Below are 24573 nucleotides of genomic sequence, written 5' to 3'. Positions count from 1 at the left end.
CGCCCGGGACGCCGTCGTCCCCAGCTTCTTGCCTTGCTGCCTGCGAGGACGGACGATCACGCATGCCGCCAGGTGTGAAAGCCGTATGAAACGGCATGTTCCTGGCAGATCAATTGCGAGAGTGCCGTACCGCGGGAGGGTCCATGACGACGGGGAAGAAGACCGAGCCCGCGCCGATGGCGACGGTCCGGGTGTTGTTGTCACCGGGGAACGTCTGGCGTGCCGGGCTCGTCGTGATCGGCGTCGTCGCCCTGGCGATGTTCCTGCGGTTCGTGCTGACCGACGCGGGGTCGTTCCTCTTCGTCGTGGTGCTGGCCTGGTTCCTGTCACTGGCCATGGAGCCGGCGGTGAGCAGGCTCTCGCGCCACATGCGCCGCGGCGCCGCGGCCGGGCTGGTGATGGCCGCGCTCGCGCTGTTCGGGGCGATCTTCCTGGCGCTGTTCGGGCAGCTCTTCGTGGAGCAGGTGGTGCTGCTGGTCCAGGGCCTGCCGGACGTGCTCGCCGGGGGGACGGAGTGGGTCAACGCGCGGTTCGGGACGAACTACAACGTCTCCGACCTGCTGGAGGCGGTCAAGCTGACGCCCCAGCAGGCCGCGGGATACGCGCAGGGGGTGCTGGCGGGCCTGATCGGCGTGCTGGGCACCGTGGCCGGTCTGGTGTTCAACACCTTCGCGCTCATGCTGCTGACCTTCTACCTGTCGGCCGACGGGCCGCGTGCCCGGCAGTGGCTGGCCCGGCAGCTGCCCGGCCGCACCCAGCAGATCGTCGTCAGCGTGTGGGACATCTCGATGACCAAGACCGGCGGCTACGTCGCGGCCCGGCTGATCCTCTCGCTGATCAACGCCACCGCCTCGGCGATCGTGTTCCTGGCGCTGGGCATGCCGTCGTGGCTCGCGCTGGGCGTGTGGACCGGGGTGGTGGCCCAGTTCGTGCCGACCATCGGCACGTACATCTCGATCGCGCTGCCCGTCGTGGTCGGGCTGGTCTCTGACCGGCCCTGGATCGGGCTGGCGGCGCTGGCGTGGGGGATCCTCTACCAGCAGATCGAGAACCTCACCCTGGAGCCGAGGATCAGCGGGTGGGGCGTGGACATCCACCCAGGGGTCTCGTTCTCGGCCGCGATCATGGGAGCGCTGCTGTTCGGCGTGACGGGGGCGCTGCTGGCGATCCCCACGGTGGCGATGCTCCTGTCGCTGCTGGAGACCTTCGGCACCCGCCACAAGCTCGAACCGCCGGTGACGCCCGCCGACCAGAAACCCCCGGAGGGAGAGGAGCCCCCGATCCCCGAGGCGCCTCCCGCCGCCGAGGCGCCTCCGGCCACTCAGGAACCTCCCGCCAAGAAGAGCTGACCGGCGAGTTCCGCTCCTTCGCCGACCGGCCGTGGGCAAGTGCGTCAAGTACGCGGGCAGCGCCCGCGACACCCGCCTCGACTTAGCCGAGGCCAGGAACGGGCGCTCGACCTGGGGCAACTGCGGCTGATCAGGCGGGTACGCTTCGGCGGAGATGCTGAAGCTCGATCGGTTGGTCAACGTCCTCGGCGGGTACGGCGCGCGGCTGGTGTGCGCCCCGGCCTCCCGGGACGTGCCGCTGCGCAGCGTGGTGGTGCACGATCCGACCGATCCCCGGCCCGCCACCGGTGACGTGTTCCTGGCCGTCGGGATCGGGTCCGCCGGTGAGGCGGTGCGCCTGGGGCAGGCCGCCCGCGCCGTCGTGGTGCTGGTGCGCGACGAGGCCGACGGCGGGGCCGACGGCGCCGCCGCCGCGGAGGGGCGCGCCGCCGGGCTCGCGGTGCTGCTGGTCGACCCGGCCGTGTCCTGGAGCCAGTTGCTCGGCATCGTGTACGGGCTGGTGCTCGAAGGGCGTGAGACCGAGGCGGGGCGCGGCCCGACCGACCTGTTCGCGTTCGCCGACACGCTCGCCGGGGAGCTGGGCCACCCGGTCACCGTCGAGGACCAGATGTCGCGGGTGCTGGCCTACTCCGGCTCGCAGCAGACCGCCGACCCGGTGCGGCTGGAGACGATCCTCGGACGCCGGGTGCCCGAGGCGATGCGCGGGCTGCTGGAACGCCAGGGCGTCTTCGCCCACCTGGCCGCCTCCGACGAGCCGCTGTTCGTCGCGCCGTCGCCGGAGCACGGGCTGCGCGGCCGCATGGTGGTGGCCGTACGGGCCGGGCGTGAGCTGCTCGGCTCCATCTGGGTGGAGTGCCAGCACGCGCTGACCGGGCGGCAGCGCGAGACGCTGGCCGACGGGGCCCGCGCCGTCGCGCTCCACCTGCTGCGCTCCCGGGTGAGCGCCGACCTGGAGCGGCAGGTCGAGTCCGACCTGGTGATCCAGCTCGTGGAGGGCACCGCCGACGCCCCGGCGCTGATCAGCAGGCTGGGGCTGCCCGGCGGCCAGTTCCGGGTGATCGCGCTGCAGGCGCACGTCGGCGAGGAACGGCACGCGGCCGTGCTCACCGCCTTCGAGCGGGCGACCACCGGCTTCGGCTGGTCGCGGCCGGGCCGCAGCGCGCTGTTCGGCAACACCCTCTACACGGTGCTGCCCTGCGGCAACGACCCCGCCCCGGCCCGCGACTGGGTGCGCGCGATCGTGTCCGCGCTGCCTCCCGGCGTCACCGCCCCGGCCGGGGTGGGCGGCCCCGCCGATCCCGCCCAGCTCCCCGCGAGCAGGCAGGAGGCCGACGAGAGCCTGGCCCTGCGCGCCTCCGCGCCCGGCGGCCCCGTCGTGTACGACGAGTCGTGGGACCGGATCCTGCTCCAGCGGCTCCGTGCCGCCGCCGCCTCCGGCCGGGCCCCGGCCCGCGGTCCCGTCGCCGACCTGAGCCGTCACGACGCCGAGCACGGCACCCGCTACGTCGAGACCCTGCGGGCCTGGCTGGACGCGCAGGGCGACCTCGCGGCCGTGGCCGCCCGGCTCGGCGTGCACCCCAACACGGTGCGCTACCGGCTGCGCAAGATGGACGCGCTCACCCACCTGGAACTCGACCGGCCGGAGAAGCGGCTCGCCATGATCATCGCGCTGGCGGCCCACCAGGGCTGAGCCCCTTTGTCGCGGGCGGACAAACGGGCCGCGGGCGGTTGTCCCCGCACTACAGAGCGTTTCGGTCCGGTACGGGCGATCCTTCGTGTAACGGAGGAAGGAGACGGCAGCTATGGGCATCGACGGCGGGCCGCGTACGGCAGTGGTGATCGGCGCCGGTGTGGTGGGCCTGTCCACCGCCTGGTTCCTGCAGGAGCGCGGCGTGGAGGTGACCGTGGTCGACCGCGACGGGGTCGCCGCCGGCGCGTCGTGGGGCAACGCGGGCTGGCTGTCCCCGGGGCTGGCCATTCCGCTGAACGAGCCCGGCGTGCTCCGTTACGGGCTGCGCTCGCTGCTCGACAAGGACGCCCCGCTGCATGTCCCGGCCACCCCCGACGTAGGGCTCTGGTCGTTCCTGACCCGGTTCGCGCTGCACTGCAACTGGCGCTCGTGGGGCCGCGCCGTGCAGGCCAACCTCCCGTTCAACGAGGAGTGCCTGGAAGCCTTCGACGTGCTCACCGGCAACGGCGTCGAGGCCCCGACCATCGAGGCGCCGATCATGGCCGCGTTCGAGACGCGCAAGCAGGCCGTCTCCCTGCTGCACGAGCTGCGCCGCATCAACGACTCCGGGCTGGAGATCCGCTACGCCGCGTTCGAGGGCGACGAGCTGCGCGCCCAGATGCCGCAGCTCTCGGCCGGCGCCACCACCGGCGTCCGGCTCGACGGCCAGCGCTACATCGACCCCGGCGCGTTCACCCACGCCCTGGCGGCGGCCGTCACCGCGCGCGGCGGCGAGATCCGGTCCGGCTTCCGGGTCACCGGCGTCACGTCCGAGGCCAGCGGGCTCGTGGTCCGCTCCGGCGGCGGGGACGCGGTCAAGGCCGACGCCGTGGTGCTCGCCACCGGTGCCTGGCTCAACCAGCTCGGCAAGGAGTGGGGCGTGCGGACGCGCGTCCAGGCCGGGCGCGGCTACTCGTTCACGGTGCCGACCGACGAGCCGGTGCCGAATCCCCTGTACCTCGCGGCCGTGCGCGTCGCCTGCACCCCGTACCAGGGGAAGCTGCGGGTGGCGGGCACGATGGAGTTCCGCGACGCGGACGCGCCGCTGTTCGAGCGGCGGGTCGAGGCGATCATCAAGTCCGCCAGGCCGCTGACGACCGGCGTGCACTGGGAGGAGCGGACCGACACCTGGGTCGGCGCGCGCCCGGTCACCCCCGACGGCAAGCCGCTGGTCGGCGCGACGCACGTGCCGGGCGTCTACGCGGCGGGCGGGCACGGCATGTGGGGCGTCACGCACGGCCCGGCCACCGGCCGCATGCTCGCCGAGCAGATCACCACGGGCAAGACCTCCGCGATCCTGCGCGAGTTCGACCCCACCCGCTGACACACCACGACGGGCCACCGCCAGGAGGCGGTGGCCCGTCGCGCTGTGTGGAATCAGATGCCGATGGCCTGGTTCCTCAGCCGGTAGCCGTTCGGGCAGTCGAGCACGTTGCGCCGGCCGTTGAACTCCTCGGTGACCTCCAGGGACCTGCTGCTGTTCTCGCAGCGGATCCAGTGGACGTAGTCGTCGCGGTAGCGGCAGTGGGCCAGCGAGGCGTTGCCCGCGTCCACGGTGCGGAGCTTGCACTCGAAGCGGTCGCCCGTGGCGGCGGACGCGCTGCCGCCCATCGCGAGGAGACCGGTGGCGAGCATGGCAGGAACGGCAAGCGAGATGAGGGTCCGCTTGAGCATGAAAACCTCCAGAACGAGGCGATACCAGGTGGTATCGCACCTTTCGTGACGGCGCGTTCACGCCGCGTTGCCATGCTGGTCCCCTCGGTGCGCCCAGCGGGGGAACGGCAGGGCCGAAGAGGTTCAAATTCCCGTCACGTCGCCCCGCCTTCTCAGGTCACAGTGGTGTGAACCCGGGGGAAAGGGAGAAAGCTCCCGAAGCCCGGATCGAAGCCCATGTTCCTGACGGAACCGTCCGGCGAACGCGCAGCCGTACGCTCTACGGCATGGCGGATCATCTGACCATCGGCGAGATCGCCGAACGCACCGGTCTGAGCGTGCACACCCTCCGCTTCTACGAGCGCGAGGGCCTGTTCGCCCGCCGGGTGGAGCGCGACGCCGGCGGGCGCCGCCTCTACACCGTGGGGGACGTGGAGTGGCTGGACGTGTGCGTGCTGCTGCGCGCCTCCGGCATGCCGCTGCCGGACATCCGCCGGTACGCCGAGCTGGTCAGTCAGGGCGGCGGCACCGAGGACGAGCGGCTGAAGCTGATGCGCGCGCACCGCGAACGGGTGCTCGCCCGGCTCGAGGAGCTGAACCGGGCGCTCGACCTCATCACCTTCAAGGTGGGCGTCTACGAGGACCGGCTCGAGTCGCGCCCGCCCGGACGGGAGTGCCGGGTGTCGTCGATCTGAGACCTCACCAGTTGGCGGGCAGGCCCGGCGTGGTGGGCGGCAGGTCGTGGCCCGGAGGGTGGATGACGTAGACGATGCCGCCGCTGCTGGAGCTGCGCAGCCAGACGTTCTCGAAGGCGGCCCGGTCGTAGACCCGGCGGACGGCGTCGTTGCTGGGCGAGGCCGGGTCGTTGGCGATCACGTCGCCGTCAGCGGTGAAGCCGACCACCACCATGATGTGGCCGTTCGTGCCGTAACCGGCGCCGGGCAGCTCGTTCTTCTTGAAGGACTGCGAGGTGATCACCGGGACGCCCGCGCTGATCAGCTTCTCCAGCTCGGTGAGCGTGCGCAGCCGGGTGACGAAGCCGTCCATGCCGTAGCGGCCCGCGTAGGCGGTGTTGAACGGCCAGTTGCCGGCGCCCTGGTAGGCGTGGTCGTAGGTGCGGCGGGCGGCGTGGTCGACCTCGGGATCGGGGTCGGACGGGTCGACCCACGCGGTCTCGTCGGCGCTCGGCCACCGGCCCCAGTACCCCAGCACCATCGTGGTCGAGGTCGGGCTGCACCAGGCCTGCCCGCCGCCGTCCCACTCGGGGTAGTGGCCGGAGTGGATGCTCTGCGACCGGCGCGGCACGTCCAGCTCGGTGCCCCAGGCGCCGCCACCGGGGCTCACCGGCACGGTCTTGCGTTCCGGCACGTTCGAGGCCATCGCGCCGAGCGTGCGCACCCGCGGCACCACGGCCGAGCCGGGCGTGCGGTAGAGCGTGACGCGCAACTGGTAGGCGGAGATCTGCCGGCCCTCGGCCGCCACCAGCGTGTCGACGGACACCTGGGCGTCGTCGTCGCCCTGGCCGGGCACCGACGTGCGCCTGATGTCGCTCTCGCCGTAGGCCCAGCGGCCCAGCACGTACCACTTGGTCAGCCCGGCCGAGTTTCTCGCCCGCGCCTCGACCTGCACCCAGCTGCCCGCGGGGACGTCGGCGGTCCAGGAGGCGACCAGCTCGGTGGCGGTGAACTCCAGCGACCGTTCGGGGCCGGTCCAGCGGGCGTACTCCCAGGTCTTGGTGCCGAGCGCGTCGGTGTAGGAGGTGGTGCCGACGGCCGCGGCGAACGCGAGCCCGTCGCCCGTGACCGTGCCTTCCGGCGTCCCGGAGGCGAAGTCGGCCCGCTTGAACACCACGTCGGCGGCGCGCGCGGGGGGTTTCTTCGGTGCGGCCTCCGCCGGCGCCGTGAGGGCGGTCGCCAGCAGGACGGAGGAGAGGAACACGGTCAATGTGCGCATGGGCCCACCTTCGTCGGACACAGCCGTCGGACACAGCATGGTCCGCCGACAGTAGGCGCGCCGCCGGTGTCACACATCGGCGAATCTACGTACGCCCCTACTTGAAGTGGCCCTTGGCCTGGCCACGGGGCTGGGAGTTGCCGGGGGCCCTCGTGCGGCCCTGCCCGGAGTCGTCGGCCGACCGGTTCGAGGAGGCGTTCGAGCGGGGGGAGGTGGACTGGCGGGGGGACGTGGATTGACGGGGGGACGTGGACTGGTACGGGGAGGCGGACTCGCGCGGGGAGGCGGACCGGGTCGGGGAGGCGGACCGGGTCGGCGTGTCCGTCGCGCGGGTGCCGGTGGTGGATCGCGTCCGGCTGCGGGTGAGCTGCTCGCGGACGGCTTCGGTGCGCGGGCTCGTGGTGGGCTCGGCCCGCAGGACACCGGTGGGCTGCCCCGAGGTCGGCTGCGGGATCGGGTCGGCGCGCGGTCGCTGCCGCGACGAGGAGTGCAGCGAGACGGTGGCGACGACGGTCGCGATCAGGGCCGCCGTGGCGGCGGCCTCCCGCCATCGGGACGCGAGCAGCCGCAGCGCGCGGGCCGTCCGCGGCGGTCGCGGCGGGGCGGCCGGCCGGATCTTGACGCGGCTCGTCCGGCCCGCCACCTGCCGCAGCAGCTCCTGGGCCCGCGCGGCGTCGGGCCGCTCGGCCGGGTCCTTGGTCAGCATGGCCGCCAGCACCGGCGCCAGCTCGCCCGCCTGCTCGAACGGCGCCGGGTCGTCGGCGAGCACGGCGCGGAGCGTGTCGAGGCGGGTGCCGCCCTGGGGGAACGGGGCGCGGCCTTCGACGGCGGTGTAGAGGGTCGCACCCAGCGACCACACGTCGGACAGCGCCGTGGCCCGCCCGCCCGCGGCGCGCTCGGGGGCGACGTAGGCGGGCGTGCCCATCACCATGCCCTGAAGCGTGAGCGAGGAGCTGTCGTGCGAGTCGTCGAGCGTGACGGCCAGCCCGAAGTCGGTGAGCACGGCGTGGCCGTCGGCGGTGAGCAGGACGTTGGCCGGCTTGACGTCGCGGTGAAGCACCCCGGCGGCGTGCGCGGCGCGCAGCGCGGCCAGCACCTCCAGCCCGATCATGGCCACGGTCGGCACCGCCAGCGCGCCCCGGTCGTAGATCTCGCCGGCCAGGCTCCGCGACCGGACGAGCTGCATGACGATCCACGGCCGGTCGTCGGCCAGCACCACGTCGTACACGGCCGCGATGTTGGGGTGGTGGAGCCGGGCGGCGATGCGCGCCTCGCGCATGGTGCGCTCGATCAGCACCTCGCGCTGCTCCGGCGGCGAGGCCGGGGCCGTCAGCTCCTTGACGGCCACCTCGCGGTCGAGCAGTTCGTCATAGGCGCTCCAGACCGTGCCCATGCCACCACGGCCCAGCTCCGACCGCAGCCGGTAGCGTCCGATCAGCAACCGTCCCTCGTCACGCGCGTCGGGCATGGCAGCAGCCTTACCCGCCTATCCCTCCGTCACAACGATGTCCTGCACTCCGTTTGAATATCGTTGTCATGCCCGCAGCACGCGGCCCCGGCGCTCGCCCGCGAACTGTCCCGATTCCACCACCACGTGCCCTTCGAGCAGGACGTGGACGATCCCGGACGGCGTGGCAGCCGGGGCGGCGTAGGTGCCCGCGTGGCCCACCTCGGCGGGGTCGAAGACGCAGACGTCCGCGTACGCGCCCGGCCCCAGCCAGCCGCGCCCGCGCAGCCCGAACTGGTCGGCGGTGGCCGAGGTCGCCTTCCTGATCGCCTCCGGCCAGCCGACCACCTGACGTTCCCGTACGTAGGCGCCCAGGAAACGCGGGAAACAGCCCCACGTACGGGGGTGCTCCAGGCCGGTGGGCGGGCCGTTGTCCGAGCCGATGCCGATCAGCGGGTCGGCCATGATCTCGACGACGTCCTCCTCCGCCATCATCTCGATCACCATCTGGGCAGCCGGGTCGGCGGCCACCAGGTCGCACAGGGTCTCCCACGGATCGCCGCCGGCCGCCAGGTCCGCCAGGGTGAACCCGACGATCTGGTCGCCGCGCGAGTCGCCGGTGTGCGAGGTGACCAGGACGCCGGCCGGGGTGGTGTCCTGCCACAGCCCGGCGCCGGTGCCGCCCGCCTCGGCGAGGGCCCGCAGCCTGGCCCGTTCGGCGGGGGAGCCGAGCAGGTCGCGCACCCCGCCGCCGGCCAGCGCCGACGGCGGCAGCAGCGCCGCCAGCACGGTCGAGCCCGCCGTGTAGGGGTACTGGTCGCCGCGCACGTCCACGCCCGACACGCGGGCCTCGCGCAGCTTGGCCAGCAGCATGCCGGCCCGGCCGTGGTTGGGCCGCCCGGCGACCTTGCAGTGCGACACCTGCAGCCGGACCCGGGCCCGGCGGGCGATCTCGATCGCCTCGTCCAGCGCCCGGCCGACCGCCGAGCCCTCGTCGCGCAGGTGGGTGGTGTACGGGACGCCGTAGCGGTGCGCGACCCTGGCCAGCTCGACCAGCTCGTCGGTGTCGCCGAAGCTGCCGGGCGGATAGATGAGGCCGCTGGACAGCCCGCAGGCCCCGGCCTCGAACGCCTCGGCGGCCAGCTCGCACATCCGGGCCAGCTCGCCGGGCGCCAGCTCCGGGCGGAAGCCCGCCACGGCGCCGCGCAGCGTCGAGTGGCCGACCAGCGTGGCCATGTGGTTCGTCGGGCCCGCCTCCGAGATCGCCGACAGGTACGCGGCGAACGTCCAGTCGGGCACCGACACCCCGGTCAGCTCCTCGACCCGGGTGGCGTCCGGCGCGTACGAGTAGCCGCAGTTGCCGTTGATCTCCGTGGTGACGCCCTGCAGCAGTTTGAACGGCTGCGCGTCCGGCATCAGGGGCACCAGGTCGGAGTGCGCGTGCGCGTCCACGAAGCCGGGGGCGACGATCAACCCGGTCACGTCCAGCACCCGCCGCGCGGCCCCCAGATCGCGGCCCACGGCGACCACCCGGCCCCCGTCGACCGCCACGTCGGCGGTCACCCCGGGAGAGCCGAGCCCGTCATGCACGGTCCCGCCGCGCACCACCAGATCGATCATAGGAACCACCCAACACCTCATAAGCCGAGATTTCTTGTGGTGAACGACCTAAGGGGATGCCTCCTGTTGGTGCGAAACGACGATGAGGGTCGGGCGGGCCACCGCCTAGCGTGCGGGCATGACCAAGAGGCTGGCAGAACTGATCGAGGAGTTCCGGGTGCCCGGGGCTGCCTTGGCCTACTGGCACGGGGGCGAGATCCACCAGGAGGCGGCCGGGCTGCTCAACCTGAGCACCGGCGTGGAGGTGACGCCCGACTCGCTGTTCCAGGTCGGCTCGGTGACCAAGGTCTGGACGACGGCCCAGATCATGCTCCTGGTCGAGCGGGGCAAGCTGACGCTCGACACCCGGGTCGCCGACGTGCTGCCCGAGATCCGGCACGGCATCCGGATCGAACACCTGCTCTGCCACACCAGCGGCATCGACGGGGACTTCTTCCACGACACGGGGCGCGGCGACGACTGCCTGGCCGCGTACGTCACCGCCATCGCCGCGCGGCCGCTCACCCACCCGGTCGGCGCCGCCCACTCCTACAGCAACGGCGCGTTCTCCGTGGCCGGGCGCGTGATCGAGGTGATCACCGGCACGTCCTGGGACGCGGCGCTGCGCGAGCAGCTGATCGAGCCGCTCGGGCTCACCCACACCTGGACGCTGCCGGAGGACGTGCTGCGCTTCCGTTCGGCCACCGGTCACCTGGGCGACGCCAACGAGCCCACGCCCACCTGGGGCATCCCCCGCTCGAACAGCCCGGCGGGCCAGATCTGCTCGACCGCCGCCGACCTGGTGCGCTTCGGCCGGGGCTTCCTGGAGGGCAGGGTGCTCGGCCGGGCCGGCACCGCCGCCATGGCGCGGCCCCGGGTCGAGCTGCCGTGCCGCGTCTACGGCAGCCACTGGGGGCTCGGCTGGATCCTCGACACCTGGGACGGCGCGCCCGTCTGGTCGCACGGCGGCAACACGATCGGGCAGTCCGCGATGCTGTGGGTGGTGCCCGACCTCGGCACGGTCGTCGCCCTGCTGTGCAACGGCGGCGACAGCGACGGCCTCATCCAGGCCGTGGCGGAGGACCTGTTCCCTGAGCTGTGCGACATCCGCCCGCCGGTCCCGCCGGAGCCGGCCGCCGCGGCCCCCGGCGATCTCCGCCCGCACGAGGGCGTCTACGAGCGCACCGGCGTCCGGCTCACCGTCGAGGACGGGAAGCTGACGTACGAGAACCTCGGCGAGCTCGCCGGCCTGCAGCCGCCCTTCCACTTCGACCTCGTCCCCGACGGCCCGGACGGGTTCCTGGCCCGCAGGCCCGGCGACCGGCTCTGGACCCGGGGCGCCTTCTTCAGGCTGCCCGACGGCTCGCCGTACCTGTACTTCGGCGTGCGTTCCACCCCCAAGGTCTCGTGACGCTCTCCATCGCCGAGCTGACCGGGGTCGAGGAGCATCAGCGGGGCGCCGAGCTGATCGCCAAGATCTGGCGCAGGGAACTGCTGGAACCGGGGCTGATCACGACCATAGCGCACGTCGGCGGCTACGTGGCGGGCGCGCGGGCCGACGGCGAGCTGATCGGCGTCTCCGTCGGCATCTTCGCGGCCGACGGCCACCTGCACTCGCACATCACCGGCGTGCTTCCGGGCGCGCGCGGCGGCGCGGGATACGCGCTCAAGCTGCACCAGCGCGAGTGGGCGTTGGCCCGGGGCGTCGGCCAGGTGTCGTGGACCTTCGACCCCCTGGTCAGCCGGAACGCCTATCTCAACTTCCACAAGCTGGGCGCCCGCGCCGCCGCGTACCTGCCGGACTTCTACGGCACCATGCGGGACGCGATCAACGCGGGCGAGGCCACCGACCGCATCTACGTCGAGTGGAACCTGGAGCCCCAGCCTGCCCCCCGGCCGGAGGCGGACCTGGACGGCGCGCTGGTCCTGGTCGACCGGGACGGTGAGGAGCCGGTGAGCACCGGCAGGACGCCCGAACCGGGCACGCGGCTCGCGGTGGCGATGCCGCGCGACGTGGAGCGGCTGCGCGCCGAGTCGCCCGCGACCGCCCAGCGCTGGCGGCACGCCGTACGAGACGCGCTGCTCACAGCCCGGGAAGCGGGAATGGTGATTGTCGACGTGGCCCGGGATGGCTGGTATCTCCTGGGGGATGGGACTCGGGTTGACCACTCTCGGCCGCATACTTGACGATCTCGGCTCCACGTTCCTCGACATCGTGGCATCTCCCGGCGGCGTCGAGGTCGAGGTGGCGACGGTGCAGATCTACGATCCCCTGGACGATCCGGGCGTGCCGCCGGGCGCCATCCTGCTGGGCGTGGGCGTGGAGGGCAGCGACCGGATCTGCGAGCTGCTCTCGGCGCTCGGCCCGGCGGGCGCCGCGGGGCTGGTGGTGAAGTCGCCGGTGGCGGTGGACGAGGCGGTGCGCGCCAAGGTGCTGGAGACCGGGGTGGTGCTGCTCGGCCTGACCAGGGCCGCGTCCTGGGCGCAGGTGGCGGCCCTGCTCCGGTCGATGCTGGCCGAGGGCGACGTGGGCGTCCCCGGAGACCCGGCGGAGACCGGCGACGACCTGTTCACGCTGGCCAACGCGGTGTGCGAGCTGCTGGACGCGCCGATCACGATCGAGGACCGGTCCTCGCGGGTGCTCGCGTTCTCCGGCCGCCAGGACGAGGCCGACCAGGCCAGGGTGGAGACCGTGCTGGGCCGCAAGGTGCCGGAGAAGTACCAGCGGATGCAGGAGGAGCACGGCATCTACCGCGAGCTCTACCAGAACCGCGAGCCGATCTTCTTCGACCTGGGCAACGGCATGCTGCCCCGGACCGCGATCGCGGTGCGGGCCGGCGACGAGATCCTCGGCTCGATGTGGGCGACCGTGCCGGGCCCGTTACCCGAGCACCGGCGGCGGGCGTTCGCCGACGCCGCCAAGATCGTCGCACTTCACCTGCTGCGCCAGCGGGCCGGGGCGGACGCGCAGCGGCGGCTCCGCGCCGACCTGCTCTCCACGGTGTTGGAGGGCGGCAGGGACGCCGCCGACGCCGCCGCCCGGCTGGGCATCGCCACCGAGCGGGTCTGCGTGCTGGCCGCGGGGCTGGACGAGAGCGCCTTCCAGGACGTCGCCGGGCGGGAGGGGGAGCGGCAGCGGTTCTGCGACGCGCTCGCGCTGCACGTCGGCGCCATCCACCCGCACGCCGCCGCGGCCCTGGTCGGCGGCATCGCCTACGCGGTGCTGCCGCTGCACGCGCAGGGGTCCGACGCCGAGCAGCGGGCGGTCAAGGTCGCCGAGAGCTTCCTGACGCGCACCGGGCGCCGCTTCCCCGCCGCGATCGGCGTGGGCCGGCTGGTGAGCACGCTGGCCGAGGTGGGCAGGTCGCGGGCGGACGCGGCCAGGGCGCTGCGCGTGCTGCGGGCGCGGGGCGTCTCCGGCGCGGCCGCCTCGTACGCCGAGGTGTACTTCGAGTCGCTGCTGCTGCAACTCGGGGACCTGGTGGCGGCCGAGGAACAGCCGCCCGCCGGGCCGTACCAGAAGCTGGTCGCCTACGACGCCGAGCACGGCACCGACCTGGTCGGCACGCTCAAGGCGTATCTCGACTGCCTGGGCAACGTGCACGCCGCGGCCAAGGCCGTGCAGGTGCACCAGAACACCTTCCGCTACCGGCTGCGCCGGCTGGCCTCGATCTCCGGCCTGGACCTGGACGACCCGGACGCCCGGCTCGCCGTCGCCCTCCAGGTCCGTCTCTACTCATGAGAAAGGGCGCCGTGCCTTCCGGCGCGGCGCCCTTCACCTCACTTGCTCAGCATGCGGATCGTGCTCGGGGCGAACACGCCGCCCAGCCGGCCGAACTCCGCGCCGTTGCCGTACAGCGGGGTGGTCGTGTCGGCGAAGGGCACGATGTCCGCCTTGGCGTAGAGCGCCTTCTCCGCCTCGTTCCACTTGGCGCAGCTCTCGTCGCCGGTGGCCTTGGCGGCCTCCGCCACGAGCCGGTCGTAGTCGGCGTTCTTGATGGACGACCAGTTGGAGCCCTTCGGCGGGCCGTCACCGGTCAGGAACGGCACGATCATGCTGGGCAGCGGCACGTTCACCTGGATCCAGCCGGCGTCCCAGTCGGTGCTGCCGTCGTTCACGCCGCCCAGCTGGGAGCTGGGGACCTGCGACAGCTCGGTGGGCACGCCCAGCTCGGTCCACTTCTGCTTGATCAGCTCGGCGGCGGCCTTGCCGGGGTCGCCGTGCTCGGTCAGGTAGAGGAACGTGAGCTCCAGCTTCTTGCCGTCCTTGGCCCGGACGCCGTCGGCGCCCTTGACCCAGCCGGCCTCGTCCAGCAGGGCCGCCGCCTTGGCCGGGTCGTGCGCGGGCAGCGCCGTGGTGGTCACGTCGGGGCAGACCCGTGGCTGCATGCTCAGCCCGTCGGGCCGCACGCCGGTGCCGCCGGTCGCCACCCTGGCCAGCTCGTCCAGGTCCAGCGCCGCGGTCAGCGCCTGCCGCACCTTCTCGTCCTGCGCGGGACGGCCCTCGGCCTGGTTGAACGTGTACTCGCCGAACATGAGCCGGATCTCGCTCTTGAACAGCTGCTTCTGGTCCAGCCGGGCCCGGTCCGGGCCGATCACGTTGGCCGCGTTCAGCTGGTTGCTCAGCAGCAGGTTGGCCGCGGTGGTCTCGTTCTTGACCACCTTGAGCACGACCTTCTCCGGCAGGCCCGGCTCCTTGGCGGTCACCCCGCCGGGGCCCCACGCGTACTCCGGCCGCCGGGTCAGCGTGTAATGGTCGTCGGCCACGGACTCGGTGATCTGGTAGAGGCCGGTGCCGTGCTTGCCGGCCTTGAGCCCCTCGGCGTCGGTCAGGCCCTTGCCGCACACGATGAACACCGACGACAGCCTGCGCAGCAGGAACGGGTCCGCCGCCTCGACCGTCATCGTCACCTTGCCCGCCGCGTCGTCCGCGGTGGCCTTCAGGTCGGCCGGCACGAACAGCCCGAGCAACTGGGACTTGTTCTCCGGGTCGGCGATGAAGTTCACACTGTCGGCCACGTCCTTGGCGGTCAGCGGCGTGCCGTCGGCGCAGGTGACGCCCTTGGCCAGGGTGAACTCCACCGACGTGGCGGTGTCCTTCCACTCGGTGGCCAGGCCGGGCAGCACCGTGCCGTCCTCCTTGTACGCGACGAGTGTGTCGTACAGGAAGAAATCGACCTGCCGGGGTTCGGACAAGGCGGTCAGCAGCGGGTTCAGATCGCCGGGTTCCAAGATGGCCATCGTGAACGTGGCGCCCTCGGCGTACCGGCTCGTGCCCGCGGGGGCAGGCTCCCCGCCGGACCCGGAGGTCCCGCACGCCGCGGACGTCAGGGCCACCGCGCACAGCAGCCCGAGCAGGCGAGCGCGCATATCGTCTCCCATCCCTATGTTGCGGATACGGGCCAGCGTGCTGCCCGGGGGCGGGGCGGTCATCGTGGGATCCGACGAAGCCACGAAATATCACGGTACATATGTACGAGCCGTTGTTTCGGTGGACATATTGGGATGCCAGGTGTGGGCGATTCCCACGATTCCGTAGGGCGAGGTGCGTGACAGGATGCCCGCCATGGCCATCCAGCAGAGTCATCCCTGGGCCGCGTATGTGGGCAGGCGCCTGGTGCGCTTCCTGCTCTCGCTGGCCCTGCTGGTGACCGCCACGTTCGGGATGGTGCACGTCATCCCCGGCGACCCGGTCAGGGCGTCGCTGGGCGTCACCGCCTCACCGGAGCTGATCGCCGCCCGCACCCACGCGCTCGGCCTCGACTTACCCCTCTGGGAGCAGTACGGGCGCCACGTGGCCGGACTGTTCACCGGCGAACTGGGCGAGTCGCTGGTGTCCGGGCTGCCGGTCGCGCAGACGATCGCCGACCGGCTGCCGTACACGGCGCTGCTGGCGCTGGTGGCGTTCGCGGTGGTGATGCTCACGGCGATCCCGGTCGGGATGGCGCTGGCCGCGTGGACCAGGGGCGGCCGGCGGCGCGGCCTGGAGCTGGTGTTCACCGGGGTCAGCGGCTTCCTGGCGGTGGTGCCGGAGTTCCTGCTGGCCGTGGCCCTGATCGTGGTGTTCGCGGTAACCCTGGAACTGCTGCCGGTCGCGGACGTCACCGGCGCGATGGGGCCGGAGCACTACGTGCTGCCCGCGCTGGCCCTGGCACTCGGCCCGGCCGCCGCGCTCGGCCGGATCGTCCGGGTGGAGGCGCTCGGCGTGCTCTCGTCCGACTACATGCGCACCGCGCGGGCCAAGCGGCTGCCCGCCCGGCTGGTCTACCTGCGGCACGCGCTGCCGAACCTGCTCACCGGCGCGCTCACCATCGGCGGCCTGCTCATCTCCGGGCTGATCGCCGGCAGCGTGCTGGTGGAGAACGTGTTCGCCTGGCCCGGTCTGGGCGACGCCCTGGTGGAGGCGATCAAGGCCAAGGACTATCCCGTCGTGCAGGGCGTGGTGCTCGTCTACGGCGCGGCCGTGCTGCTGGTGAACCTCTTGGTCGACGTGGCCCTGGGCAGGCTCGACCCCCGCTCCACCATCCGGGAGGACTGAAATGCGCAGGCTCCGCAGCCCGCTGGGCGTCGCGGCGGTCGCGTCGCTGGCGTTCCTGCTGTTCATGGTCGTCCTCGGGCCGGTCTTCTGGGCCGAGGAGGCGGTCCGCACCGACACGATGGCGCTCGGCCAGGGGCCCAGCGCCGACCACCCGGTGGGCACCGACGGGCTCGGCCGCGACGTGCTGGCCCGCGTCATGGTGGCCTCGCAGCTCACCGTCGGGCTGGCGCTGCTCGCCACCGCGATCGCGGTCGGCGGCGGGCTGCTGCTCGGCGGGCTCTCCGCCGTGCTCGGCCGCCGGGCCGGGCGGCTGGTCAACGGGTTCATCGGGCTCGTGGTGGCCTTCCCGGGACTGCTGATCGCGCTGGTGCTCGCCGTCGTGCTGGGCAGCGGCGGCACCTCGGCGGCGGTGGCGATCGGGCTGGCCGGCGTGCCGGCGTTCGCCCGGCTCACGCAGACGCTGGCCGCCTCGGTGGCCGGACGGGACTTCGTCGCCGCGGCCCGGGTCCTCGGGGTGGGGCGGCTGCGGATGCTGTTCCGGCACATCCTGCCCAACATCGGCGAACCGCTGATCGTGCAGGCCACGCTGGGCGCGGGCGGCGCGCTGCTGGCCTTCGCCGCGCTGTCCTTCCTGGGGCTGGGGGTGCAGACGCCCGACTACGACTGGGGCCTGCTGCTCAACGAGGGACTCAACCGCGTCTACCTGAACCCGGCCGCCGCGCTCGCGCCCGGCGCCGCCGTGGTGCTCGCCGGGCTGGCGTTCAACGTCCTGGGCGAGTTCGCCGCCCAGGTGTTCGGCGGCCGGGCGTCCGACGCCCACCCGTCCGGCCGCTCGATCCGGCCGGTCCCGGGCGACGCGCTCACCGTCGAGGACCTGCGGGTCGCGTACGGGGACGCCGAGCCGGTCAAAGGCGTGTCGTTCCGGGTCGCGCAGGGGGAGCGGGTCGGCCTGGTCGGCGAGTCCGGCTCCGGCAAGTCGCTCACCGCCCTGGCCGTCTCCGGGCTGATCGAGCCGCCCGGCGTGGTGTCCGGCACGGTCCTGGCCGGCGAGACCGCGATGGTCTTCCAGGATCCGATGACCTCGCTCAACCCGGCGCTGCGGGTCGGCACCCAGCTCGCCGAGGTGGCCCGGGTGCACGGGCGGCTGGCGCGCAAGGCCGCCGCGGAACGGACCGTCACCCGGCTGTCCGACGTGCACATCGCCGCGGCGGCCAAGGTCGTGCGGCAGTATCCGCACGAGCTGTCGGGCGGCATGCGGCAGCGGGCGATGATCGCCATGGGGCTGATGGGCAGCCCGCGCGTGATCGTCGCCGACGAGCCGACGACCGCGCTGGACGTGACCGTACAGAAGCAGATCCTGGACCTGCTGCGCGAGGTCAGCGACCGCACCGGGGCGGCGATCCTGCTCATCTCGCACGATCTGGCCGTGGTCGGGCAGCTCTGCTCGCGGGTCCTGGTCATGTACGCGGGCCTCATCGTGGAAGACCTGACCGTGGAGCGGCTGCTGGCCGGGCCGGCCCACCCGTACACGCGGGCGCTGCTGGCCTCGGTGCCGGACATGGCGGCCGACCGGTCGCAGCCGCTGGCCACCATCCCGGGCCGGATGCCGTCACCGGCGGAGCGCCCGGCGGGCTGCCCGTTCGCGCCCCGCTGCCCGCTGGCCGACTCCCGGTGCGTGAGCGAGCTGCCGCCGCTGGAGGACGGGGTCCGGTGCTGGCACCCGGTGCTGGGCGAGCCGGTGACGATCATGGAGAAGGGGAGCGAGCGGTGACGGCGCTGGAGTTTCATGGCGTACGGGTGCGACTCGGGCGCGGCAGGCACGCGACCGAGATCGTGCGCGGCGTGGACCTGGAGGTGCCGTCGGGCACGGTGGTGGGCCTGGTCGGCGAGTCCGGCTGCGGCAAGTCGACCCTCGCGCGGGCGGCGGTCGGCCTGGTGCCGCTCGCCGCCGGCCACGTCGTCCCGGACCGCCGGCGGGCCGTTCAGCTCGTCTTCCAGGACCCGTACTCCTCCCTGGACCCGCGCATGACGGTCGGCGCCGCCATCGCCGAGGCCCTCCCGCGCCGCCGCCTCCTCGGGTCCGCGGCGGCGGGCGCTTCGGCCGAGGTCGCGCGGCTGCTCGACCTCGTCGGGCTGGAGGCCGCGCACGCGCAGCGGCTGCCGCGGCTCCTCTCCGGCGGGCAGCGGCAGCGGGTGGCGCTGGCGCGGGCGCTGGCGGCGCGCCCCGAGGTGGTGATCGCCGACGAGATCACCTCGGCGCTCGACGTGTCCGTCCAGGGGATGGTGCTCAACCTCGTCAGGGACATCCAGCGCGAGCTCGGGCTCACGCTGCTGTTCATCTCGCACAACCTGGCCGTCGTCCGGTACGTGAGCGACCGGGTGGCGATCATGAGCCGGGGCCTCGTCGTCGAGGAGGGCCCCGTGGACGAGGTGATGGCCTCGCCACGGGACCCGTACACGCGGACTCTCCTGGAGTCCGTCCCCAGGCTGCGCTAGCCGGTCACGGTGACCGTCCGCAGCGCGGGCGAGGCCAGCACGTCCGCCTCGCAGAAGCGCTGGGTGATCCACCGCTTGGCGGCGAACTCGGCCGTCTGGTCCGCGTAGTGCGGCGAGGCCGGGTTCCCCGACTGGGAGTACGTCAGGAAGCCGCGCACGTCAGGGCAGGAGTCGCCGTCGAACGACACCGCCTGGACGTAGCTGGAGCCGTGCAGCATCTCCGAGTACCCGGCGGCCGGGTCCCACTGCGCGATGTTGAGGTTGTAGACGCCGCCGGTCGACCCGCCGCCGCCGTGGATGGGGATCTTGACGCCGTTGCGGGTCACGTAATGGTGATCGCCGAACTTGGCGCCGTACGCGATGCCCGCGTTCTGCAGATCCCGCAGCGCGTTGCCGAAGTCGATCCGGTGGCCGGGGGTGACCTTCAGCCCGGTGGGCGTGCCGATCGGGTCGGCCGCAGAGAACGGCGTCAGCCACGGGTTCTTGATCGCCTGCTCGGGCAGCGTGGCCCCGATCGTGGCCCGCTCCCAGAACCGCTGGAACAGCAGCGCGCCCCGGCTGTCCGGGTCGTTGCGCAGGTCCCAGGCGGCCAGCACGTCACAGGAGTCGCCCACCGCGATCGGCCCCTGGTTCGACGGCGCGAACCCGAGCGGCATGCTGCGGCACATCGCCACCAGGTCGTCCCTGGTCAGCTCGGCCGCGTGCACCCGGTTGGAGAACAGCAGCCCTTCCATCTTCGCCCGGGTGAGCTGCCCCAGCCCGGGGATCGTGGTCAGCGCGTACCGCGACCGCAGGTCCTGCGCGACGCCCGTCTTGACCATGGCCTTCGGCAGGGTGGTGAACCGGTCGCCCGGATAGTGGTTGACCAGCCACGGACTGTCGTTGGAGTTCTCCACGTACGTGCGCACCGACTTCGACGGCTGGTTGGCCGGCCCGAAGATGCCCGGCACGATCGCGTCCGGGTCGTCGCCCGGCAGGCAGGAGGTGCGGGTGCCGTCCAGCACCGTCAGGTTGTACAGCCCGGTCACCTGGCCGAGCAGGGTGACGCAGTCGGCCAGCTTGGCGTCGGAGACGTTCGGCACCACCTGGATGTCGGCGAAGTAGGCGTTGCCCGCGGAGTCGGCGGCGATCGTGTTCACCCACGGGATGCCCTGGTTGCCGCGGAGCGCCTGGTCCAGTTCGGCGGTGCTCTGCGCGTGGTTGAAGTCGAACCAGGCGTTGACCGCCCGCAGGTTCCGCACGTTCGCGTCGGACACGCTGAACGCCAGCAGCCCGCCCCACGGCAGCGGCAGCGGGCCCACCTGGGTGGTGACCGGGCCGTACCGGCTGTACCAGAGGCGGCGCGTCACCGTGCCGCCGCCCTGCACCGGCACCGCGATGTCCCGGCTGGTCATCTGCTCGACCTGGCCGTCCACGATGTAGGAGGTGGGGCTGCCCGGCACCGTCTTCAGGTCGTAGATCACGAACGGGTAGGCGGCGCTGACCGTGTGGCTCCACGCCACCCCGGCGGTGTAGCCGATCTGGATGCCCGGCAGGCCGAGCAGCGACCCGCCCGACACGTTCAGCTCGCCCGGGATGGTCAGGTGCGACTGCCAGAACCGCAGCCCGTCGTGCCACGGGAAGTGCGGGTTGCCCAGCAGCAGGCCGCGCCCGTTCTGGGACAGGTCGCCGCCGGCCGCGACCGCGTTGCTGCCGAGCTGCCGCTCACGCAGCATCTTCCACGCCGCGCCGGACGCCACCTCCTCGCTCGGCTCCGCGGCCGAGCCGGTGCCGCGCTGCCCGTCGGCCTGGGCGATGCCCATGGCCGCCTGCCCCAGACCGGCGTACATGAGGCGGCCGTAGATGTACTTCCAGGCGTCCTCCTCGGTGATGGCGCGCACCCACGGTTGTCCCGCGCAGCGGGCGTCGGTGATGCCGCCCTCGGCGACGACCTTGTTGTAGCCGGCCACGTAGCCGCGCATGATGTCCTTGACCTCGTCGCGCGGTCCCTGCGGGTACGGCTGGGCGAGCAGCTCGGCGAGGATCCCGCCGGCGAACAGGCCGCGGAAGTAGACGTCGCTGTCCAGGTTGTTCTGGGCCGTGGAGTACACGTTGGTGGCGGGCACGTGCAGCGGCGCGGAGTCGGCCCCGAACGCCTTCCCTGCCTGACCGAAGAACAGCGACCGCTCGCCGCGCACGGTCACGTAACCGTTGGCGAGCGTGCAGATGTTGTCCTTGGCCATGGCGTACCCCTGGCCGAAGCCGGCGTCGCCGTAGCTGCCGGCCGTGACGTGCGGGATGCCGAACTCGGTGTAGCGGATGGTCGCGGAGTAGCCGGCGGCGCCGGTGGCGGTCGCGGCCGACGCCGGCGCCACGAGCCCGGCCGCGACCAGGACGACGGTGCATAACAGGCGTGTGATCATGCCGCGAGTGTCCGTCCGGGTTCCGGCACGGGCATCGTCGAATAGCCCCAAGCGCTCGCCCGGCGTTGGTCTGATCGGCTAGCCGGGCCCTGACAGCAGATAGTCGCGGAGCACCACGGCCTGGTTGTGCTCGGTGTCCTTGGCCGAGTAGAGCAGGGTCACCGGGCCTTCGGCCGCGGCGTCGAGCAGCGGGCGCAGCGCCTCCCGCCCGGCGTCGAGCTCGGCCCGGTAGCGTTCGGCGAACTCGGCGAAGCGCTCGGGCCGGTGGCCGAACCACTGACGCAGCTCGGTCGACGGCGCGGCGTCGCGCACCCAGCCGTCGAGCCGCAGGTCTTCCTTGCGTACGCCGCGCGGCCACATCCGGTCGACCAGGAACACCGCGCCCTCGGCCGGCCGGTCGTCGTAGACACGCTGGATGGTGATGGGTCCCACGTCTACCTGCCTACCCCCTTCTCGCCATGACACCGCCCGCGGGCCGGTCACGGGTAGGGGCGGACGTCGGGCGGGCCGGTGCCGAAGGTCCCATCGGGCCGGGGTCGTACGGCTCTGCCCGCGATCTCGCGGATCCGATGAACTGTAACCAGCGAAAGGCACCCGTGAAAGGACAGGAGCCATGGCCACCACATACGACCGTCCCACCGCACGCAAGATCCCCGTGCACACTCCCGCGGCAGAAACCCGTCGCCCCGTCGACTACGTGTGGGCCGTGGCCAGGATCGCCCTGGGCTGGACCTTCCTCTGGGCCTTCGTCGACAAGACCTTCGGACTCGGCTTCGCCACCCCGGCCGAGAAGGCCTGGCTGGCAGGCGGCAGCCCCACCACCGGCTTCCTCAAGGGCACCGAGGAGAACGCGCTCGGCGGCCTCTTCACCGCACTCGCCGGCCAGGCCTGGGTCGACTGGATGTTCATGCTCGGCCTCCTCGGCATCGGCCTCGCGCTCATGCTCGGCGTCGGCACCCGCGTCGCGGCCGTCGCGGGCGGCCTGATGATGGTCCTCATGTGGGCGGCGGCGCTGCCCCTGACCACCAACCCGTTCATGGACGAGCACCTCGTCTACGCGATCGTCCTGGCGGGCCTGGCCATGGCGAACGCCGGCGCCACCCTCGGCCTCGGCAACCTCCCCATCGTCCAGCGGCACCCCATCCTCAAGTGAGCGCCACGGAACAAGACCCGGCCCGGACGGGCCGGGTCTTCGGCATTGGGGGAAGTTCTCCGGGTGCGGGTCCTTCCACCCGCCCCCGCCCTCTTCGCTGTTGGAGGAGGTTTCCCGAGTGCGGGTTCGGATAGAGGGTTGGGGTTCTTCTTACCGAAGCAGCATTGGGGGTGCCGGCATGGGTGCCGACGACAAGGTTTCCAACAAGGCCGAAGAGATGAAGGGCCGGGCCAAGGAAGGTCTGGGCCGCGCGACCGACGACGAGCGCCTTGAGGCCGAGGGCCGCGCCGACCAGTCGGAGAGCAAGGTCAAGCAGGCGGGCGAGAAGGCCAAGGACGCCGCCAAGAACGTCAAGGACGCCTTCAAGCGCTGACCGCACGACGCACGGGGCCGCCGCCGGGCTGACCGGCGGCGGCCCTGCCGTGTCCGGGTCAGGTGACGCTGCGGCGCAGGTGGGTGCGGTAGGAGTAGTGCTCCGGCAGGAAGTGGCTGATCGCCAGCTCGACCGGGGCGCCCTCGGTGTCGTAGTAGAGCCGGTCGATGCGGAGCAGCGGGTGACCGGGGGCGCAGCCGAGGTGCCGGGCCGCCGACGGGTCGGCGGCGGCGACCGTGATGCTCTGGTCGGCCTCCGCGATGGGCGCGGCGAGCCGGGTGTCGAGCAGCCCGATGATGGTGACCGCGCTGGTCGCACCCTCGGCCGCCAGCTCGGCGACGTCCTGGAGCAGACCGCCCACGCGCGGCGGCAGGTAGACGGTCGTGACGCAGAACGGCACGGCGTCGTGCAGCCGGCGGAACGCGAGGCTGCTGACCGCGTCGCTGGTCAGCCGGAGCCGGCCGGCGGCCGCCACGTCCACCCGTCGGTGCAGCGGCACGGTGATGTCCATCCGGGTGTCGACCGACAGCGCCATGAGGTCCTCGACCGAGCCGAACTGGCGCAGGTAGGTGCCCTCGCGCGGCCTGGCGAAGGTGCCGCGCCCGGGGACCCGGTAGACCATCCCCTCGGCGACCAGGTCCTGGAACGCCCGGCGCACGGTCTGCCTGCTCACGCCGTGGCGCTCGGCGAACTCGGCCTCGGTGGGCAGCTGCCGCCCGTCGGCGTAGCGGCCCGCGAGGATGTCGTTGCGGACTTCCCTGGCGAGCGCGCTGTAGCTGCTCTCCCGCCGCCCGGTGCTCGCCATCGCCGACCTCCCGTGTGCCCCGCGGCAGCCTACCGGCCTACGCCAGAACCGCCGCGAATCGCCAGTCGAGCACGTCGGTGGCGCGGTTGGCGCGCACCCGTGAGCGCAGGTGGGCGAGCGTGCCGGACGGCAGCGGGTCCAGCCGCTCGACCTCGACGGTGCTGGTGAGGGTGTCGTTCTCGCGCACCGGGCCCAGGTGGTCGCAGCCGTGCCAGCCGACGACGGTGACCAGCGACGGCAGCGCCCGCACGGCCTGGTGGAGCGCGATCCCGATGGTGTGACCGCCGTAGACCAGGCGTTCGCCGGCCGCCGCGTCGTGGTGCACCTTGGCCACGTTGAGCGTGAGGCGGGCCAGCTCGGGCGCCGAGGAGACCACGTCGCCGCCGGCCACCTCGAACACGTCCCCGGCCTCGACCGCCGCGCCCCGGGGATGGGCGGCCAGGTCCCAGCCGGCGGTCACGGCGGCCAGCTCGTCATGGTCGGGCCCGGAGCCGATGGCGGACAGGTCGTCGGCGTGGCCGGTGTCCAGGTCGCCGTCGCGCAGCGGCAGCATGGCGCACCGCCAGAAGTCCAGGACGGGCCTGCCCTCCTGGTCGGTCGTGCTGATGCGGAGCGCGGCCAGCCCGGTCGGCGCGCGGCCGGGGCGGCGCGTGTTCTGCCGCAGGCCGGCCACCTCGGTGACCGTGGTGAGCGTGTCGCCGATGGCGGGCGCACGCCGGAACACCACGCCCCGGTAGAACAGGTTGGCCACCACGGTGTGGGTGGCCACGGTCGACTGGCCGATGGCGACGTCCCAGACGAGCGGGGGCGCGGCGAGCACCTCCCCGGTGACCCGGCGCGACAGGCCGTGGTCGAGCGCCAGCGGCAGCCGGCAGCCGACGATCGCCTGGTGGGCCGCCGCCAGCCCCTCGGTGAGCGTGACGGCCGGGGCGGCGTCGAACCGCATCCCGGCGCTCAGGTCCTCGAAGTACGGGCCGTCCACGAGCGCCACCGGCCGCCTCCTGCGATTGGTACGGAAATATACGGCCAAATGAAAACGTGCTGGCCTCGTAGCTGTCAACCACCCACTTGTGGCA

Annotated in this window: 21 protein-coding genes; 12 read left to right on the top strand and 9 right to left on the bottom strand. The window is 72.8% G+C overall.

Annotated elements, in window-relative coordinates; translation table 11 throughout:
- The first annotated feature begins 143 nt into the window (after nucleotides 1-143).
- From ACGFI7_RS23460 to ACGFI7_RS23450, 3 genes are all read left to right on the top strand, one after another.
- On the top strand, nucleotides 144-1349 hold the full coding sequence (locus tag ACGFI7_RS23460) for an AI-2E family transporter (RefSeq protein WP_393407931.1): 1206 nt from the start codon (nucleotides 144-146) through the stop codon (nucleotides 1347-1349).
- A gap of 154 nt (nucleotides 1350-1503) precedes the next feature.
- Entirely contained in the window at nucleotides 1504-3039 is a 1536-nt protein-coding gene (locus ACGFI7_RS23455) for a PucR family transcriptional regulator (RefSeq protein ID WP_393407929.1), read from the top strand.
- 112 nt (nucleotides 3040-3151) lie between these two features.
- Nucleotides 3152-4402, top strand: a complete 1251-nt coding sequence (locus tag ACGFI7_RS23450) for an NAD(P)/FAD-dependent oxidoreductase (protein ID WP_393407926.1) — start codon at nucleotides 3152-3154, stop codon at nucleotides 4400-4402.
- Between the two features lie 53 nt (nucleotides 4403-4455).
- On the opposite strand, the gene ACGFI7_RS23445 is transcribed toward ACGFI7_RS23450, so the two are convergent.
- Nucleotides 4456-4752, bottom strand: a complete 297-nt coding sequence (locus ACGFI7_RS23445) for a hypothetical protein (RefSeq protein WP_393407924.1) — start codon at nucleotides 4750-4752, stop codon at nucleotides 4456-4458.
- A 266-nt stretch (nucleotides 4753-5018) separates the two neighbouring features.
- Here ACGFI7_RS23445 and ACGFI7_RS23440 point away from each other — a divergent pair, with 266 nt between their 5' ends.
- On the top strand, nucleotides 5019-5426 hold the full coding sequence (locus ACGFI7_RS23440; RefSeq protein WP_393407921.1) for a MerR family transcriptional regulator: 408 nt from the start codon (nucleotides 5019-5021) through the stop codon (nucleotides 5424-5426).
- A gap of 4 nt (nucleotides 5427-5430) precedes the next feature.
- Here ACGFI7_RS23440 and ACGFI7_RS23435 read toward each other — a convergent pair whose 3' ends face one another.
- From ACGFI7_RS23435 to ACGFI7_RS23425, 3 genes are all read right to left on the bottom strand, one after another.
- Nucleotides 5431-6684, bottom strand: coding sequence for a C39 family peptidase (locus tag ACGFI7_RS23435; protein ID WP_393407918.1), 1254 nt, complete (start codon nucleotides 6682-6684; stop codon nucleotides 5431-5433).
- Between the two features lie 97 nt (nucleotides 6685-6781).
- Nucleotides 6782-8152: a protein kinase gene (locus ACGFI7_RS23430; RefSeq protein ID WP_393407915.1), complete on the bottom strand. Its 1371-nt coding sequence runs from the start codon at nucleotides 8150-8152 to the stop codon at nucleotides 6782-6784.
- 66 nt (nucleotides 8153-8218) lie between these two features.
- Nucleotides 8219-9751 carry an amidohydrolase family protein gene (locus ACGFI7_RS23425; protein ID WP_393407913.1) on the bottom strand — a complete coding sequence of 511 codons (1533 nt, stop codon included), beginning with the start codon at nucleotides 9749-9751 and terminating at the stop codon, nucleotides 8219-8221.
- A 118-nt stretch (nucleotides 9752-9869) separates the two neighbouring features.
- Here ACGFI7_RS23425 and ACGFI7_RS23420 point away from each other — a divergent pair, with 118 nt between their 5' ends.
- From ACGFI7_RS23420 to ACGFI7_RS23410, 3 genes are read left to right on the top strand one after another with little or no spacing between them, the layout of a single operon-like run.
- Nucleotides 9870-11141 (top strand): serine hydrolase domain-containing protein, encoded by a 1272-nt coding sequence (locus ACGFI7_RS23420; protein WP_393407910.1) that lies wholly within the window; start codon nucleotides 9870-9872, stop codon nucleotides 11139-11141.
- Nucleotides 11138-11917 (top strand): GNAT family N-acetyltransferase, encoded by a 780-nt coding sequence (locus ACGFI7_RS23415; RefSeq protein ID WP_393407908.1) that lies wholly within the window; start codon nucleotides 11138-11140, stop codon nucleotides 11915-11917. Before ACGFI7_RS23420 ends, ACGFI7_RS23415 begins: the two co-directional genes overlap by 4 nt.
- On the top strand, nucleotides 11880-13472 hold the full coding sequence (locus ACGFI7_RS23410; RefSeq protein WP_393407905.1) for a PucR family transcriptional regulator: 1593 nt from the start codon (nucleotides 11880-11882) through the stop codon (nucleotides 13470-13472). Before ACGFI7_RS23415 ends, ACGFI7_RS23410 begins: the two co-directional genes overlap by 38 nt.
- A 38-nt stretch (nucleotides 13473-13510) precedes the next feature.
- On the opposite strand, the gene ACGFI7_RS23405 is transcribed toward ACGFI7_RS23410, so the two are convergent.
- Complete coding sequence (locus tag ACGFI7_RS23405) at nucleotides 13511-15100, bottom strand: ABC transporter substrate-binding protein (protein WP_393407902.1); 1590 nt, start codon at nucleotides 15098-15100, stop codon at nucleotides 13511-13513.
- A 196-nt stretch (nucleotides 15101-15296) separates the two neighbouring features.
- Between ACGFI7_RS23405 and ACGFI7_RS23400 the strand changes: the two genes are divergently transcribed.
- From ACGFI7_RS23400 to ACGFI7_RS23390, 3 genes are read left to right on the top strand one after another with little or no spacing between them, the layout of a single operon-like run.
- On the top strand, nucleotides 15297-16268 hold the full coding sequence (locus tag ACGFI7_RS23400) for an ABC transporter permease (protein ID WP_393407900.1): 972 nt from the start codon (nucleotides 15297-15299) through the stop codon (nucleotides 16266-16268).
- Between the two features lies 1 nt (nucleotide 16269).
- Nucleotides 16270-18039: a dipeptide/oligopeptide/nickel ABC transporter permease/ATP-binding protein gene (locus ACGFI7_RS23395; protein WP_393407897.1), complete on the top strand. Its 1770-nt coding sequence runs from the start codon at nucleotides 16270-16272 to the stop codon at nucleotides 18037-18039.
- A complete protein-coding gene (locus ACGFI7_RS23390; protein WP_393407895.1) occupies nucleotides 18036-18764 on the top strand; it encodes an ABC transporter ATP-binding protein in 729 nt (242 codons plus the stop codon). Before ACGFI7_RS23395 ends, ACGFI7_RS23390 begins: the two co-directional genes overlap by 4 nt.
- Here the strand turns inward: ACGFI7_RS23390 and ACGFI7_RS23385 are convergent.
- Together ACGFI7_RS23385 and ACGFI7_RS23380 are read right to left on the bottom strand one after the other, a co-directional pair.
- Nucleotides 18761-21166: a penicillin acylase family protein gene (locus ACGFI7_RS23385; protein ID WP_393407892.1), complete on the bottom strand. Its 2406-nt coding sequence runs from the start codon at nucleotides 21164-21166 to the stop codon at nucleotides 18761-18763. The genes ACGFI7_RS23390 and ACGFI7_RS23385 overlap by 4 nt on opposite strands.
- 78 nt (nucleotides 21167-21244) lie before the next feature.
- Entirely contained in the window at nucleotides 21245-21598 is a 354-nt protein-coding gene (locus ACGFI7_RS23380; protein WP_393407890.1) for a DUF488 domain-containing protein, read from the bottom strand.
- A gap of 181 nt (nucleotides 21599-21779) precedes the next feature.
- On the opposite strand from ACGFI7_RS23380, the gene ACGFI7_RS23375 reads away from it, so the two are divergent.
- Both ACGFI7_RS23375 and ACGFI7_RS23370 read left to right on the top strand, forming a co-directional pair.
- A complete protein-coding gene (locus tag ACGFI7_RS23375; RefSeq protein WP_393407887.1) occupies nucleotides 21780-22319 on the top strand; it encodes a hypothetical protein in 540 nt (179 codons plus the stop codon).
- Between the two features lie 178 nt (nucleotides 22320-22497).
- Nucleotides 22498-22692, top strand: a complete 195-nt coding sequence (locus tag ACGFI7_RS23370; RefSeq protein ID WP_393407885.1) for a CsbD family protein — start codon at nucleotides 22498-22500, stop codon at nucleotides 22690-22692.
- A gap of 58 nt (nucleotides 22693-22750) precedes the next feature.
- Here ACGFI7_RS23370 and ACGFI7_RS23365 read toward each other — a convergent pair whose 3' ends face one another.
- Both ACGFI7_RS23365 and ACGFI7_RS23360 read right to left on the bottom strand, forming a co-directional pair.
- Nucleotides 22751-23497 carry a GntR family transcriptional regulator gene (locus tag ACGFI7_RS23365; RefSeq protein ID WP_393407883.1) on the bottom strand — a complete coding sequence of 249 codons (747 nt, stop codon included), beginning with the start codon at nucleotides 23495-23497 and terminating at the stop codon, nucleotides 22751-22753.
- Between the two features lie 37 nt (nucleotides 23498-23534).
- The gene (locus ACGFI7_RS23360; protein ID WP_393407880.1) at nucleotides 23535-24488 is read right to left on the bottom strand and encodes a MaoC family dehydratase; all 954 of its coding nucleotides are present in this window, start codon (nucleotides 24486-24488) and stop codon (nucleotides 23535-23537) included.
- Nucleotides 24489-24573 lie beyond the last annotated feature (85 nt).

The sequence above is a fragment of the Nonomuraea sp. NPDC048826 genome (assembly GCF_043198225.1).
In the GTDB taxonomy this organism is placed as follows: domain Bacteria; phylum Actinomycetota; class Actinomycetes; order Streptosporangiales; family Streptosporangiaceae; genus Nonomuraea.
The sequence above is the reverse complement of the archived record's forward strand: the minus strand, read 5'-3'. Positions and strand labels throughout refer to the sequence as shown.